Genomic DNA, 14,567 nt, shown 5'->3' on the forward strand with positions numbered 1-14,567 from the left:
ACAAATCCTCGTCCTTCACTCTCACTCTATCCAACACTTTCTCAATGCTTGAAAAAATATCTAGAAAAAAAGCTGAGAACTCGAAATCATGTAAGTCCCTTATCCTCAATAGACAATTCAATAAGTTTAGAAGATTGCCGTAATAACGGAGAGAAAGATGTGTGCACCAATTGCTTCGTGTGGTTTTAATTGCTCTGCTGGAGCAGAAGGTAGTAGTGAAGGTAGTCAATCATGTAGCAACGGGGTATCCCACCCAATAACAACGCAACCAAAGAGCAAACTTACCCTAGAAGTTAAGTTTGGTGAAGACGGGATCCTTGACACTATCGCAAAAGCAGGAAACCTTCTAGAATCTGTGTTAAGCAGCCCAAGAACGCAACGTGGCGCCACTTATTGTCAACAACATTGCGGCCCCTGGTGCGAATCACATTGTCCTAATTGGCTTTCGCATTGTTTCCAATGTCTTTGCACTTGCGTGATAGATGAACCAAGTCCTTCATCGGATGATCCAGATCTTTCTCTTTTTTTATCAAGCATGAGACAAAATCATGGCCCTATTGTTTTAGGATTAGCTTTACAACAGTCTCCGCACAATTTTCCCCAACTCTTGGCTGAAGGGAGCACGTTAAATCAAGAAGACAAAGATGATTTTAACGATCTCTGTTCCAGAATAGCTGTACTCTTTGCAAACAAACTCATGGGAGGAATCCAAGAGGAGTTGTTTAATCTAGCTAATGACCCTGGGAGTATTCCAGAAAAAGGTTGTACAGATACCTTGATGGCAAAACGTGGGTACAATCAGTTTAAACATGGAATAAAAAATGAACCCCCTCAATGTTGGATTAGTTATCCCTCTATAACTGAAGAAGAGTCGACAGGGACAGCTTCTACAGTTTGTCATGTTAAGTCCCTAGATTTTGTTAAGCTTAAAAAACAACTGGCTCATCTAGAGGTTATCCCCGTTAATGATCAAGAAGTATATCCTCTAGGGAAGGAGTCGGAAAAAGTAGTTTCTATACTAAAAAACACCCTATTTAGCCTGTCTGCCGGAGCAGAGTGTTTCAGCTCTAGCGAAACAGGTTTTGGTTTAACCTTCACTCATACAAAGCTGTTAGACTTGATTCTTCTTTCTCTTTTAGCTGCAGGTTATGTTCCTACAGACAACCAGGGTCTCCCTCCATTAACCTTGGGCTTGTTAAAAGAGTTATCGCATTATTTAAGGCGGCAGGAGCCAAAGAGCGCTACCCCTCAAGAAGAGCAGAGTTCTGGTTTAAAAGAACTCTCAGAAACTGAAATGGATGGTGGCTCTCCCCTTAGTTCAGAGATAGATCCGTCCACACAGAATAATACCGACTGGTTCACAAGTCAGAATCAAGAAGATCTATTAACCCTAGCTAGTAAAGTGAACAGCCTTTCTCAGTTACTAGGATAATTTTTTCGAGAAACATAGGAACTAGAGGAGGTCAAGCTGCGCCTTCTCTACATGAATCTGGTTTTCACGTTTTATAACTAAAAAATAGAAAGCAAAGATCCCAGCCACCAAATGGCCATACCGCTAATGGTGATAAGACCCACCCACCAAAGATTAGACCAAGTACGAATAGCTTTTTCTGGGGAGTTTCTTCCTCCCATAGACTCTAAATCTAGTAACATTTCCATATTATGTTCTGAAAACTCTTTAAAGATTTTCATTACATAAGGATGTTCTTGAAGAATACGCTCGCCGTCCAATCCTAAATACGCGGCATACTTTTTTATAAATCCTTGAGCATAAATTGGAGAAATTAGCTTACCCAAACAGCCATTTTCTATAGCTTCTAGGCAGGAATAACGTATAGACGTTGCTGCTTCTACATCTTTTAATGATAGGAGCTGTTCTTCGCGTTTTGTGCGAAATACCTCTCCTAAATGTACTAACTCTTTATGAATTTGTTCTGCCATAGAGATCCCTTTTGCAAGGTCACTGAAATGAAAAACTCTGGATTTTCTAGAGACTTCCTAACCTCAGTATAGGGGAAAATAAAAAATTCTCCCAATTTTAAAGCCCTGCCCACTTGTAGGAATATACGGAATTAACATTTAATTTGTATTTCGAAATCCACATATACACTATATATCCTTATGCTATGTAGGGTATGATGATATATGTGCACAGAAAACAGAAATTTTCTATCCTTAGTACGCCAAGATAATTCGTCGTTTTTTTTATGTCTACACCATTTGTGACCACGCTCTCATCCTCTTTATACGGCTTGCTTAAGGATCGCCTTGAGGAAAAAGGCTTTATTTTAACACAACCGCAATACACTATTTTCCAAGCACGCTCTCCCTCGGTAATGTGTACTCTCTATTCCTCTGGAAAGCTTGTTGTTCAAGGGAAGGGATCTAAAGAATTTATCGAATTTTTCTTAGAGCCTGAAATTCTGCTAACATTTACTCATAACCGTGTAGAAGCAGATCTTCGTCCTCGCTTAGGTGTTGATGAATCTGGAAAGGGAGATTTTTTTGGCCCTCTATGTATTGCTGGGGTCTATGCTCGCGATGAAGAGACTCTGAAAAGTCTCTATAAAACAAAAATCCAAGATTCAAAACTACTCAATGATGCGCAAATCCTCTCCTTAGCAAAAACTATTCGTTCCTCCTGTACCTACGATGTTATGATTCTTTATCCAGAAAAATATAATGAGCTTTATGGGAAATTTCATAATCTCAATATTCTTCTAGCCTGGGCACACGCAACAATCATTGATAAACTTGCTCCACGTCCTTCTGGAGAAGTTTTTGCTATTTCCGATCAATTTGCTTCCTCAGAAAGTGTTTTACTCAATGCATTAAAAAAGAAAAATACCGATATTTCGGTAATTCAAAAAGTACGCGCAGAACAAGATATCGTTGTCGCTGCAGCGTCTATATTGGCTAGAGAGGCCTTTATTACAACAATGACAAATTTAGAACAGCGCTTCTCCTTAAAGCTACCTAAAGGAGCCTCTGCGCAGGTAAAATCTGTAGGAAAATCTATTTTAAACAGCCGGGGAAAAGAGGTTTTATCTCTTGTGTGCAAAACACATTTTAAAACCTTCAATGAAATTTGTGACTCTGCCTCTGCTTAAAAATAGCGTAAACAACCTCTGGGAATTCTTGAAATAAAAACCGGAGTTATTGCTAATTCCCATGAAAATAAGTAGTAATCTATCCTATGAAAGTATAGTCTAATTTTTATTAAGATAAGTCAAAATAGCTAAGACTCTTTTCCGAGAAAACAGGGCGATATCTCTCCCCATTTAAAACTATATTACCGAGGGGATCTTGTCCTGCTGGAGTTGTAAATAGAGATATGTTGAAGTTGTTATTTCACGTGATGACTCTTGCTGGTCATCTGCTCTCCACTCCCATTTATATTGTTTATGATGCTTGCGGCATCGATAAAGAAGCGTTAGATGCTCGCCCTAAACAACATCCTTTTTCTCTACAAACACAATATCTACAAGTAGAAAGCGCCGACTTTAAGAAATTACCAAATCAATCTCTTGGCTATCGTCAATTCGATACGACTTTCCTTTGTACGCTTCCTATAACCCCACAATCAGGAGCTCTCTTCTCCATGGGTTATGTGGGAGCTAATATCCTTTGGGATAATACGCAGCCAGTCGTTGGAGACCAGAATTCCCTAGGATATTATACATTCGAAGATAAGTCCTACTACAGCTATGTACTGTTATCCACAGGTTTCTACACCTTGTCATTAAAAAATTGGCAGTGGTCTGTAGTTTTCTCTACTCTCCTTGATCCAGAAAAGATAGAAGCGGGTTATGGGCTATACCAAGCCATACTTTCTGGAAAATACCAAGCTACCCCGCAGTTATCAGTGATTTTTGGGATGATTAATGAAACGGGATTGCATCAAGAAAAAGCCTGGCCTTTATTGGGTGCTACCTATAAGCCTAATGATAAGATCACAATCAACTGCATTTATCCAATAAACTTCTCTGTGGAGTATAACTGCACTTCTGTGTGTGACTTTGGAGCTGCTTACCGCCTGACTCGATTCAGAAAGAAACTCCACTCCAATAAGCTTTCTTCCTCCAAAGGGATTTTTGAATATCAAGGCCGAGAAATCGAGGGCAATGTTAAACTCAGCCCCTGGCCGGGCAGTTTTATTAAGCTATTTTACGGGTTATCTATAGGCAGCGATATCTCGCTAGCAGATAGCCATAATAATAACCTGACAAATTATCCTTTCAAATCCTCGACATTCTTTGGCGGATCTGCTGCGCTTTCTTTCTAAATAAAAAAATTTTTAGTGTGTTTATAGCGCAAACTATTAATTCTAATTCTAATTTCGATTGTACTAAATTTTACAACTCCTTAAACTTTTTAAATTCTAATGTATAAGTTCATTTTTTAAAGACAAAATGAATTGTCGTGAAGTTTGTAAAAAAAGCGCACAGATTTATTTCGATTGTACTTTTCCTGAAAGGGTTGTAGCACGTCACTGTCAAGATAAGGCGAAGCTTTATCCCAAAACAGCGATGGCTATCGAGGTATTCGTGGCTGTTATTTTCGGCACAATCAAAATTATCACCTTCCCATTAGCGACATTCTCAGCTATGGGGTTACTCCCCCTTACCTGCGCGGTAAAAGGCATTTCTTCAAGAAGCTGCGCTCATTTTCTTGCTTACCTTGGCGCTTGGTTCATCAGCCTATTAGTCTCTGCTCTTATTATTTCAGCGATTTTTGGCTTAGTTATGATTGCTCCCGAAGCCGTCTTCTTTATGATTGGTGTTTGTGGAGCTGCGGGAGCTAGTGCAACTTTGTTGAACATCCACAGGGAATTATTTTCTTTAAGATCTTTATAAACTCAAGATATTAAAAAAAATCTAGTTTCAGATGCGAGTTCTGCGTCTTCAATTTCCCTTTCTCCCCCCTCCTGCCGGAAAGGCATCTCTGAAAAGACAACCGCTGGTGTGGAAATTTCAGACAAAGAAAATTCATAATTTTCTATCCCACTGCCACTCCATCTCGGTGAATCGTCTTCTAAAGACTGGGGAAATACTAAAATCTTTACGGAACACTAACTTAGTCAAAAATAAAACCATCACAACTAAACAACAATAACTTTTATAATATAAGCTAGTATTCATGAAACAATAGTTTTTAAAACCTTTGTTTTCGCATCTAAAAACAATATAAAAACAGAGCTTACGTGCATGAGTAATCCTATAGATCCTTTAGGGCAATCACCCCGATCCACTCCGAAAAGTTCAGTGCCCACGCCACGCACAGGCCCAGGAAATCGTATTCTTGCGACTTCCACGGGTTTTTTTGGAAGGCTTCTCTCCATCCCCGATCGCAATCCCAAGATGCGTTATGTCTTTGATATTGCGATTATTGCGATTGCTGTTATCTCTATGGTTGGTATTCTTGTTGCCTCCCAGGGACAAGGATTACTGCTATTTGGGTTAATTCCCGGGTTTATTTTTGGTACTTTGGGAGTGATTATGCTCATTTCCGATGTCGCCAATACACCTAGATCACAAAAAATTGCCGATACCATTACAGCCATTCTATTACCGTTTATTCTTCTGGGAATTGCTTCTGCTTTAATAGCTTCGGCATACTTTTCTGTTGGAGGAAGCGCTCTTATTTTTGCTAATCCTCAATTCATTATGGGCTTTATGACCATAGGTCTGGCTCTAGTGTCATTGAGCAAGGTCACATTCCAGCATTTTAAAACTGAAGCATTGATAAAGGCTCAGCAAAAGGTTAGCGAAATTTCTGAACAATCCCTAACCTCTGGAGCTCCCTCTGAAAAAGATATAAAACGTGTTGCTCAAGAGAGAAAAAGAGATTTTGTCTCAGATGCGCGACGAGAGCATGAAAGTCAAGAAAGCCGCACGTATGCACGTCGTAGACATATTTCCAGAAGCTCTCAAGGAGAACTGCAGCATCGTCCAAAAAATCAAGTAGAAGCCGAGAGAGCGGATTTAGACTACACACCTGAATATGATGAGTATTCAGAACTTCTACAAGGCGACTTCTCGTTTTTACATGATACATTCAATCCGTTCTCTCCTGCCTATGTACCTCCGCAAACTCCTGATGTCCCTGTGTCTTCTGCACCAAAAGTTCCTTTAAGCCAGACCTCTCCTAGCGAATTTTTGGGAACAGGCCCCATCACCCCAACACCACGCAAGGTACATCGCATATCCTCGACATCTTCATCATCGCGATTTCGCAATAGTGATGAAGAGGAAGAAAGACAAGAAAGAGAGAGTCAAGGAGATGACGAATCTTCAGATGTAGAGAATTCTGATTCGCAGGGAAAACAAAATAGGAAGAAGAAAAAGAAGAAAAGCTAAGCTTCTTAAAAATATCCTTACGGATAAAAATAAAAGGGCTCTTTTGATGTTTTTCAACCTCAAAAGAGCCTTTTCCCTTAGACTGCCAATAGCATACGAAAAACCTTTAGATTTTTCAACTATTACTTATCTAATTCTACAAGCAATATCTCATTCACCCTATTTGGTGGGGCCTTTCCTTGAGTACGCTTCATAATCTGCCCGACTAAAAACCCTAAAGCTTTTGTCTTCCCACTCTTATAGTCGACTACAGATTGTGGGTTAGCACTGATCACCTCAGAGATAATTGCTACCAAGGCGCTTTCATCTGTCATTGGCAACATTTCAGGATTTTCTTTAAGGATAACTTCAGGACTCTTGTCTGGAGATTCCATCATCATATCGGCAATATCCTTAGCAATCTTTCCGGTAATCACCCCCTTATCAATAAAATTGACAAGCTGAGCTACGCCACTAGGAAGAATTCCTGAAAAGGCAAGATTCTTGCCTTGTGTTTTACAGCGCCCGGCAAACTCTACAGTTACCCAATTAGAAAGAGCTCTGTAATTTTTACATTCTTTAGTAGCTAACTCGAAGAAGTTTGCAATGTGCTTATCACTAATCAAAATCGCAGCAATATCTTCTGCGAGAGCATACTCACGCAGATATCTTTGGTATTTGTCATAAGGAAGCTCGGGAAGCGTCTTGCGGATATCATCAATATAGGCTTCTGTTAGTTGCAATACAGGAAGGTCTGGCTCTATGAAATATTTGTAATCTTCAGCGCGTTCTTTAAGACGCATCAATACGGTTTTTTTCTTTTCAGGATCCCAACGATAGGTTGCTCCGGGGATAACCGTTTTCGGATCCTTATTAGGATTTTCTAAATAAGCCTCTATTTGACGGCAGCGTTCTGCTTCTAGAGCTTGTGCCATAAAAGCAAAGGAATTCATGTTTTTAATCTCTACCTTATTGCGTAGTTCTTCGCTACCTTTAGGGCGCACAGAGACGTTTACATCAAAACGCACCGAACCTTCTTCCATATTGCAGTCAGAAATTCCTATGTAATCGAGTAAAGATACCAGAGCTGTAGCATAAGCAACAGCATCGTCAGCACAAAACATACAGGGCTTAGAAACAATTTCTATTAAAGGTACGCCAGCGCGGTTATAATCCACTCCAGCAAACTCTCCAAAATGTTTTAGCATTCCAGCATCATCTTCAATATGCGCTTGAGCGAGTTCAAAATAACGTTCTTCACCTCGGACAATAGCTTTAACATATCCTCCACGCACTATAGGATGTTCGAATTGGGTAATTTGAAAATTCCTGGGACTATCGGGATAGAAGTACGATTTTCTATCAAACCGGCTAAGTAAAGCCACCTCTCCTTGAACAGCACAAGCGAATAAAATCGCTTTATTCACAGCTTCTTTATTTAATACAGGAAGAGATCCTGGCATTCCCGTACATACAGGAGATATATTTGTATTAGGTTCGTCCCCAAAACGATTTTGCGCAGAGCTGAATAACTTTGATTTTGTATTTAATTCTACGTGAACTTCAAGACCTATGACGGATTCCCAATCAGCATAAACATCGCTCATTACTTCACCTCTCCATCAAAAAGTTTGTTACATCCCTCAGGGCATATATTCTTAATCCCCGAATGTTCCTGGAAGCTATAACCCACCTGGCATACCTGCTGATCCCTACCTTGTTGTCCGATTATCTGAAGCCCTAGAGGAAGCCCTTCTTTAGAAAATCCTGAGGGTACGGCAATAGCGGGTAGGTAGGCAAGATTCATAGCAACTGTATAGATATCTTGTAGGTATAGAGATATAGGATCGAGAATCTCTCCATCAGCGAATGCGGGGCAGGAACAGACTGGCATAGCAATCACCTCACATTTTTCATAAGCCTTTTGGAAAGCCTGAATAATTTTTGCCCGGATTGCTGTACCTTTTTTGTAGTATACACTTTGACGTTCTGCGGATAATACGTAGTTTCCTAAAAGGATCCTACGCATAACTTCCTTCCCAAATCCTTGAACACGAGAAAGTGTGTAGACATCCTCCATACTATGCGCTTCTAAGGAACGGTATCCGTAACGGATACCGTCAAATCTTGCTAGATTTGTAGCGGCTTCAGCAGAGGCAACAATGTAGTATACAGAAACTGCATGGTGTAAAATATCAAGATCTATATCTACAATATGACTTCCCTGACGTTCTAAAACATTTAAAGAAGCAAAAAAGTTTTCTTTAATATCGTCTCGCAAGCCTTCCAAAAATCCCATAGGCACCCCGATCAAACTGGGGACTTCTAGAGATAAGGCATCTTGAAAAGATCCTGTGAAAAACTCCTGGGTAGTAGCATCATTCTTATCCTTCCCAGCGAACACATCCATAGCCAAAGCGACATCTTCAACGACAGTTGTTAAAGGGCCAATTTGATCTAAAGAAGAACCAAAAGCGACCAAACCATAACGCGAGACAGCTCCATACGAAGGCTTGAATCCGACAACACCGCAAAATGCTGCGGGCTGACGGATGGATCCTCCCGTATCAGAACCCAAAGCCATGGGGCAAAACCTTGCAGAAACCGCGGCGGCAGATCCTCCTGAAGAGCCTCCGGGAACACAAGATAAATCCCAAGGATTTTTCGTGGGATGAAAAGCAGAATATTGAGTTGTTGATCCCATAGCAAACTCATCCATGTTGAGTTTGCCTAAAATAATCCCATCTTCAGCTTCTATACGTTTAATTACTGTAGCGTCAAAGGGAGCTATGTAATTTTCCAACATCTTAGAAGCACAAGTGGTGCGCAATCCCGTAACATGGATATTATCTTTTATCCCTATGGGGACACCGGCGAGCTTCCCTAAAGGCTCTCCCCTTTCTCGTTTTGCATCTACGATAGCAGCTTTTTCGTAAGCTCTTTCCTTGCAAAGAGACAGAAAAGCTCCTATGCGGCTATCTTCCGTTTCTATTCTATTATAAAAATACTCTGCTATCGCTGTAGCTGAAGACTCCCCACTAACTACAGAATTTCTTAACTCTAAGGCACTCTTTCGATACATATATTCCTAAAACTGCGATCTCTACTTAATTACTGTGGGTACTTTTACTAACCCGCCCAAAGATTCGGGAACATTGGTAAGAAATTCCTCACGTGAGAAATTTGAGATAACGTCATCTTCTCGCAAATCTTCAGGACTAATGACATGTTGTGATAAACCGACCTCAACAATAACGTCCGTGACATCCAAGGAGATAGATGTTTTCATAATTCCAATGACTTCATTTAAAGAAGTTTCGTATTCTTGAATAAGCTCTTCGCTTAGTTCCAGAGCAGAACTCTTCGCCAAAAGTAAAATTTCTTCTCTAGTTACGTAGGGTTGTGTCATTTTCTAATCCCGATATTGTATTCTGATGAAGCTAATATCTATAATTTGAGCTTTTATGAAAAAACTTCTCGCTCAACTTAACTCCTTGTATGCAAAAAGTCAATGCCTCCCCAACAATCTAAAAACAAAAAAAAACTTTATTAAATTGTAAAAAAGATTAAAAGATGGAATTAAGTATACATCACTTAGGAGAAAAGCAATGCTAGGCAAACTCGTTCGGGGACTATCCTCTCTTATTGTTGTTCTTGGTGCATTGAACGTAGGAATTATAGGATTAACTCATCATAAAGTAAACCTTATTGCTCGACTATGCGGAGGCGCAAGCACAACAGCAACACAAATCACTTATATTATCATTGGAATTGCAGGAATTATTTCCCTGGTAAGTTTTTGTAGTTGTTGTTCTAAGAAACATCAAGGTAAAGACTGCTGTTCTAAGGGTCACACATCTCATCATTGCGATCCTAAAAATTAGATCTTCTCTTCTCAAGAAAACCTGAGATTTCTTCCTAAAATAGTTCTCCTAGTTTTATAGATATCGACTAGAAAATCAAAAGCCATGTGATTTTACGTGGCTTTTGATATTTTTGTTCCCACCCACCTAGATCCCTTCTCTAGTTTTACTCCACTGTTGTTTCTTGATTTTTTAATTTCTATTTCCTATTGGGAAAAAGTAATCTTTCATACCAACCAAAAACCCTTGTTATGAAGCCTTCTCTTCCTTGGTTGTTAATTTCCTCTGCAATTACACTTCCATTATCGTCTATAGTTGCTGACGAAACATCCCTAGCAGCTAACCTTCCAGAATCCCAGGTTCAAGAACAAAATGGGGAAAAAACCTTAAGTTCTAACGATAATTACGATGGGAGTTCTAAACCAGATACGCCTTTCACGCGTAAAGATTCTTCTACTGCAGGAGGAACCACTTACACACTTCAAGATGATGTATCTTTTGTAAACGTAAGTAAAACGCAGGCGCCGTCTGCATCGAGCAAGAAACCAGAGGCTCAAAAAGAGACGAAAGACTCTGCCCCCACTGAAGATTCAGAAACTACTAATGAAAAACACACAGAGAAAACAACGCCCACAGAATCTGGTACCGAAGGTGCTACTGATGCTGGGCATACTATAGAGAAAGGTCCAGAAACTTCAAAAGAATCAAGTAATGATACCGGTGCCACAACTTCTCCCGTTTCGGCAAATATGCTCAGAGTTAATGCAGTATCTTTAAGTAGCGACACCGCATCTTCTCAAAACCAAAACAAGGAAAGTCAAAGTTCTTCTGCATCTCAGGAAACAGACAAAAGCTGTTTTTCAAATACCGAGGGTCCCCTAACCTTTGTTGGTCAAAACCATTCCTTAACCTTTAAGAATATCAGTGTAACAGCGTAAGGATCTGCCATTAACAATAGTGCGGGATCTGAGTTAACATTTTCAGGATTTAGCAATTTAACCTTCTCCAGTGCCACAAGTCAAACTCAAGATAAAGCAGACAGTGCTATCTATGTAGGGCCTAAAACCACAGTAACTCCTCCCATCCCGCCTCCAGCAAACTCGGAAGCAAGTGGTGGATCACAAGATTCTTCGAGTGAAAATACAGAACCTAAAGGCGAAGAAAATCAAAGTGAAGATCGGGGATCAGAGTCCAAAGTTAACGGTGGTGAATCAACAACCACCGTTGTAGAACCAGCAGCTTCAGCGACCCTCTGGAGAATAACTTCTGATACATCTGTGGCAAATGCTGACGTTAGCGACAACCCCAGTACAACAGGAGTTAATTCCGCAGGCAATTCAGTTCATCCTGAAATCAAAGTAGGAAAAGATGCTGGAGAAAACAGCATTTCCGAGGAAAAAACTAAAGAGGCTTCTGCCCCTGCCACTACTAGCCCAAGCATTACTTTCAAAGACAACGTTGATATTACATTTGAGAATAACTCCTCTAAGAAAGCTGGCGGAGCTATTAATGTTAATGGTGGAACAGGAAAAATAGAAAACAACACCGGGACATGCACTTTCTCCAAAAATAATGCTAAGGAACAAGGTGGTGCTATATCTATTACAGGTAATTTCGATATTACCGGTAACAAAACCGTCGTCTTTTCTGGGAACAAAGCTCAAGTCATTTCCTCTCCAGCACAAGAAACGGAAGGAAAGGCAGCTGAAGTTACGGAGCAAGAAGTCCCGGCAGTCACAACAGGAACTGGGGGTGCTATCCATTATTTAGCTGCCCCAACTACTTCTGAACCTGGAATTTCGGGTCAGCCCTCTGGTCAAACTGAAATTCCTTCTTCTTCTGTACAGGCTATATTGTTATCAGCAGATATCCCAGCACCTACTCCTGTAAAAAAACAACAAGAACCGGCTCCTGCAGAGGATCCATGTTTAACGATCTCTGGTAGTACTTCAGTGACATTTACGAATAACTCCTCTACTACTAGTGGTGGGGCTATTCACGCTAAAAAATTAGTTCTATCTTCTGGTGGAGACATCACCTTCTCTAATAACTCCTCAGGAAAAGGCGGAGCTATTTTCATTACCGATGGCGGAGATATCAGCATCACAGCTGAAACAGGATCGATTACCTTCCAAGGAAACACCGTTACATCTGCCGATGACATTATCCTTCCCAGTAAAACTCCAGAAACTGGTGAGAAAGCAAATAAAGAACAACCTAATGCTGCTCTTGCTCTAATTGCATCTAAGGCTAGTGCTAAAGCTGTCGCAGCCAATCAAAATCAAAAGCCTACACACAATGCCATTCATTTAGGCAGCGGAGCTAAAATTTCCCAATTACGCGCTGGAACAGGTCAAACGATCTTTTTCTATGATCCTATTACAATGGCAACAGCAAGTTCATCAAGTCAATCTCCTGCTAAACCTTCTATCCCAGATTCTTCAATAAGAGCTGCTGCTGTTTCTGCACCAGCACCCGCAGTAACTCCTAAAACTCCACTAAAAATCAACGCTTCAGATTCAAACGCAACTACCGTGTATAACGGTACAATTGTATTTTCTGGGGAGAAGTTATCCACAGAAGCTGCTGCGAATCCATTGAACGCAACAAGTGTTTTTGACACAAGCGTGTCTCTTGAAGCAGGAACTCTTGTTTTAAAAAGCGGAGCGGGTCTGATTGTAGATTCCTTTACACAGCAAGAGGGTTCTTTAATTGTTATGGATGGCGGAACATCAATAATAACGCGTGTCCCTACAACTGCCAGCCCTGCTCCAAAAGCAACACTAGCTGCTGAGGCACTGCCTGTTGTAAGAGCATTAACCAAATGCACAGATCCTAAGGTTGTATCTGAGTTAGTAGCCTCCTCTTTAATGAACTTTAAGCAAAGAGGTCCTTCAGCCGCAACACCTGCAAACCCTGGGGTATCAGCTTCCCAAACACAAGCTGCAGATGGATCTATTACCATTACTAATCTTGCTGTTAACCTAGATTCTTTAGGTGATGGCAAAATGATTACCCTTACCGCTTCGGGAACAGGTAACATCACTTTATCAGGAGATTTACAATTCCAGGATAGTAGTCAGAACTTCTATGACAATCCTTTATTAAATAAAAACTTCTCTGCAAACATTTTAGACATTTCTACGAATGGCTCCGGAAAAATCGAGACTAATAACTTCAATATGATTCCTCAGGGATCTACAAGTTCTAATGTTGGTTATCAAGGAAAATGGGAAGTTATTCAAACTACAGATACAAGCGGAAAGGTTTCCTTCGAGCTTAAATGGATAGCCTCTGGCTATACACCTCCTCCTACCCGTAACGCACCTCTCGTGCCCAACAGCTTATGGTGTTCAGCTATTGACATGCGCGCTATTCAGAATCTTGTTGAGGTTAGCGCGCAAAACTAAGCTCCTCGCAAAGGACTCTGGACTTCTGGAATATCTAACTTCTTCCACAGAGACGCTACAAAATTACAAAAAGGATTCCGCCATATAAGCTCCGGATATGTTGTGGGTGCAAGCACTCAACCTATCTCTGATAAAGTTGTGGATTTTGCTTTCTGTCAAATGTTTGGAAAATCTAAGGACTACCATCTTACAGAGTTGTCCTCTCATATCTATGCAGCATCTGTGCACACAAAATATGAAAAGCTACTCCATCGTTTTAAGTTCTCAAATAAGAAAGGATTTATCCTTACCAAACTTCCTGAACAAATCCCTGTAATCCTTGATGCGCAGCTTAGTTACAGCTCAAGTCGTAACTCTATGACGACAAAACATGCTCCAAATCCTTCATCAAGAGGAAAATGGAACAACCATTGCGTTGCTGGTGAAGTTGGTGGCTATGTTCCGATGGTTATTGACAATCCCATGCTTGATGAGTTCTCCCCATTCATGAAACTTTGTCTTGTGTTCGTCCAACAAGAAGATTTCAAAGAAACAAAAGGAGGAGATGAAAATAGAAACTTCCAAAGTGCGCACTTTGTCAACCTTTCCCTACCTATCGGCGTGAAGTTTGAAAAAACAAACAAGTACAACATTTACAATGTCAGCCTTGTTTATCAACCAGATATCTATCGTGATGCTCCGAAATCTCGAGTATTCCTCCCCTCAAAAGATACTACGTGGTCTACAGGAGCAACAAACTTAGCCCGACAAGCTTTGATACTCGATGGTTCTAACCATCACCATCTCACAGATAGTTTCGAAGTCTTTTGTCATGGAGCTTTTGAACTGCGCGGGTCATCTAGAAATTACAACATTGACCTAGGAGGTAAGTACAAATTCTAAAAATCCGCTTTCTATAAGACGGCAGGGCCTTTTATCAAAAATGAAAAAAACACGTCAAGTCTTTTCTATATTCG

General features: G+C 40.5%; 10 protein-coding genes and 1 pseudogene. 7 read left to right on the top strand and 4 right to left on the bottom strand.

Features of this window, described 5'->3' with window-relative positions; all coding sequences use genetic code 11:
* The first annotated feature begins 157 nt into the window (after window positions 1-157).
* The gene (locus tag CF_RS03560) at window positions 158-1,432 is read left to right on the top strand and encodes a hypothetical protein (RefSeq protein WP_011458257.1); all 1,275 of its coding nucleotides are present in this window, start codon (window positions 158-160) and stop codon (window positions 1,430-1,432) included.
* Window positions 1,433-1,509: 77 nt separating this feature from the next.
* Here the strand turns inward: CF_RS03560 and CF_RS03565 are convergent, their stop codons facing one another.
* The gene (locus CF_RS03565) at window positions 1,510-1,941 is read right to left on the bottom strand and encodes a helix-turn-helix domain-containing protein (protein ID WP_011458258.1); all 432 of its coding nucleotides are present in this window, start codon (window positions 1,939-1,941) and stop codon (window positions 1,510-1,512) included.
* 266 nt (window positions 1,942-2,207) lie between these two features.
* On the opposite strand from CF_RS03565, the gene rnhC reads away from it, so the two are divergent.
* The 4 genes from rnhC (at window position 2,208) to CF_RS03585 (ending at window position 6,359) form a co-directional block, all read left to right on the top strand.
* Window positions 2,208-3,110 carry a ribonuclease HIII gene (gene rnhC, locus CF_RS03570; protein ID WP_011458259.1) on the top strand — a complete coding sequence of 301 codons (903 nt, stop codon included), beginning with the start codon at window positions 2,208-2,210 and terminating at the stop codon, window positions 3,108-3,110.
* A 224-nt stretch (window positions 3,111-3,334) separates the two neighbouring features.
* The gene (locus CF_RS03575; RefSeq protein ID WP_011458260.1) at window positions 3,335-4,285 is read left to right on the top strand and encodes a hypothetical protein; all 951 of its coding nucleotides are present in this window, start codon (window positions 3,335-3,337) and stop codon (window positions 4,283-4,285) included.
* 127 nt (window positions 4,286-4,412) lie between these two features.
* Window positions 4,413-4,856 carry a DUF5422 family protein gene (locus CF_RS03580; protein ID WP_011458261.1) on the top strand — a complete coding sequence of 148 codons (444 nt, stop codon included), beginning with the start codon at window positions 4,413-4,415 and terminating at the stop codon, window positions 4,854-4,856.
* A 351-nt stretch (window positions 4,857-5,207) separates the two neighbouring features.
* A complete protein-coding gene (locus CF_RS03585) occupies window positions 5,208-6,359 on the top strand; it encodes an IncV family inclusion membrane protein (protein WP_011458263.1) in 1,152 nt (383 codons plus the stop codon).
* Between the two features lie 122 nt (window positions 6,360-6,481).
* Here CF_RS03585 and gatB read toward each other — a convergent pair whose 3' ends face one another.
* The 3 genes from gatB to gatC are packed head-to-tail and all read right to left on the bottom strand — an operon-like array spanning window position 6,482 to window position 9,747.
* Window positions 6,482-7,945, bottom strand: coding sequence for an Asp-tRNA(Asn)/Glu-tRNA(Gln) amidotransferase subunit GatB (gene gatB / locus CF_RS03590; protein WP_011458264.1), 1,464 nt, complete (start codon window positions 7,943-7,945; stop codon window positions 6,482-6,484).
* Window positions 7,945-9,420 carry an Asp-tRNA(Asn)/Glu-tRNA(Gln) amidotransferase subunit GatA gene (gene gatA, locus CF_RS03595; RefSeq protein ID WP_011458265.1) on the bottom strand — a complete coding sequence of 492 codons (1,476 nt, stop codon included), beginning with the start codon at window positions 9,418-9,420 and terminating at the stop codon, window positions 7,945-7,947. The genes gatB and gatA overlap by 1 nt, the downstream gene beginning before the upstream one ends.
* Window positions 9,421-9,441: 21 nt before the next feature.
* A complete protein-coding gene (gatC, locus tag CF_RS03600; RefSeq protein WP_011458266.1) occupies window positions 9,442-9,747 on the bottom strand; it encodes an Asp-tRNA(Asn)/Glu-tRNA(Gln) amidotransferase subunit GatC in 306 nt (101 codons plus the stop codon).
* Window positions 9,748-9,946: 199 nt separating this feature from the next.
* Here gatC and CF_RS03605 point away from each other — a divergent pair, with 199 nt between their 5' ends.
* The gene (locus CF_RS03605) at window positions 9,947-10,222 is read left to right on the top strand and encodes a DUF378 domain-containing protein (RefSeq protein ID WP_011458267.1); all 276 of its coding nucleotides are present in this window, start codon (window positions 9,947-9,949) and stop codon (window positions 10,220-10,222) included.
* A gap of 230 nt (window positions 10,223-10,452) precedes the next feature.
* A pseudogene (locus CF_RS03615) lies at window positions 10,453-14,493 on the top strand (polymorphic outer membrane protein middle domain-containing protein).
* Window positions 14,494-14,567: the final 74 nt, after the last annotated feature.

Source organism: Chlamydia felis Fe/C-56 (assembly GCF_000009945.1).
Classification (GTDB): Bacteria; Chlamydiota; Chlamydiia; order Chlamydiales; family Chlamydiaceae; genus Chlamydia; species Chlamydia felis.

What these genes read in the sequence shown, in the direction of transcription:
- CF_RS03560 (WP_011458257.1), top strand. Translation starts at nt 158, where the DNA reads ATGTGTGCACCAATTGCTTCGTGTGGTTTTAATTGCTCTGCTGGAGCA.
- CF_RS03565 (WP_011458258.1), bottom strand. Translation starts at nt 1,941, where the DNA reads ATGGCAGAACAAATTCATAAAGAGTTAGTACATTTAGGAGAGGTATTT.
- rnhC (WP_011458259.1), top strand. Translation starts at nt 2,208, where the DNA reads ATGTCTACACCATTTGTGACCACGCTCTCATCCTCTTTATACGGCTTG.
- CF_RS03575 (WP_011458260.1), top strand. Translation starts at nt 3,335, where the DNA reads ATGTTGAAGTTGTTATTTCACGTGATGACTCTTGCTGGTCATCTGCTC.
- CF_RS03580 (WP_011458261.1), top strand. Translation starts at nt 4,413, where the DNA reads ATGAATTGTCGTGAAGTTTGTAAAAAAAGCGCACAGATTTATTTCGAT.
- CF_RS03585 (WP_011458263.1), top strand. Translation starts at nt 5,208, where the DNA reads ATGAGTAATCCTATAGATCCTTTAGGGCAATCACCCCGATCCACTCCG.
- gatB (WP_011458264.1), bottom strand. Translation starts at nt 7,945, where the DNA reads ATGAGCGATGTTTATGCTGATTGGGAATCCGTCATAGGTCTTGAAGTT.
- gatA (WP_011458265.1), bottom strand. Translation starts at nt 9,420, where the DNA reads ATGTATCGAAAGAGTGCCTTAGAGTTAAGAAATTCTGTAGTTAGTGGG.
- gatC (WP_011458266.1), bottom strand. Translation starts at nt 9,747, where the DNA reads ATGACACAACCCTACGTAACTAGAGAAGAAATTTTACTTTTGGCGAAG.
- CF_RS03605 (WP_011458267.1), top strand. Translation starts at nt 9,947, where the DNA reads ATGCTAGGCAAACTCGTTCGGGGACTATCCTCTCTTATTGTTGTTCTT.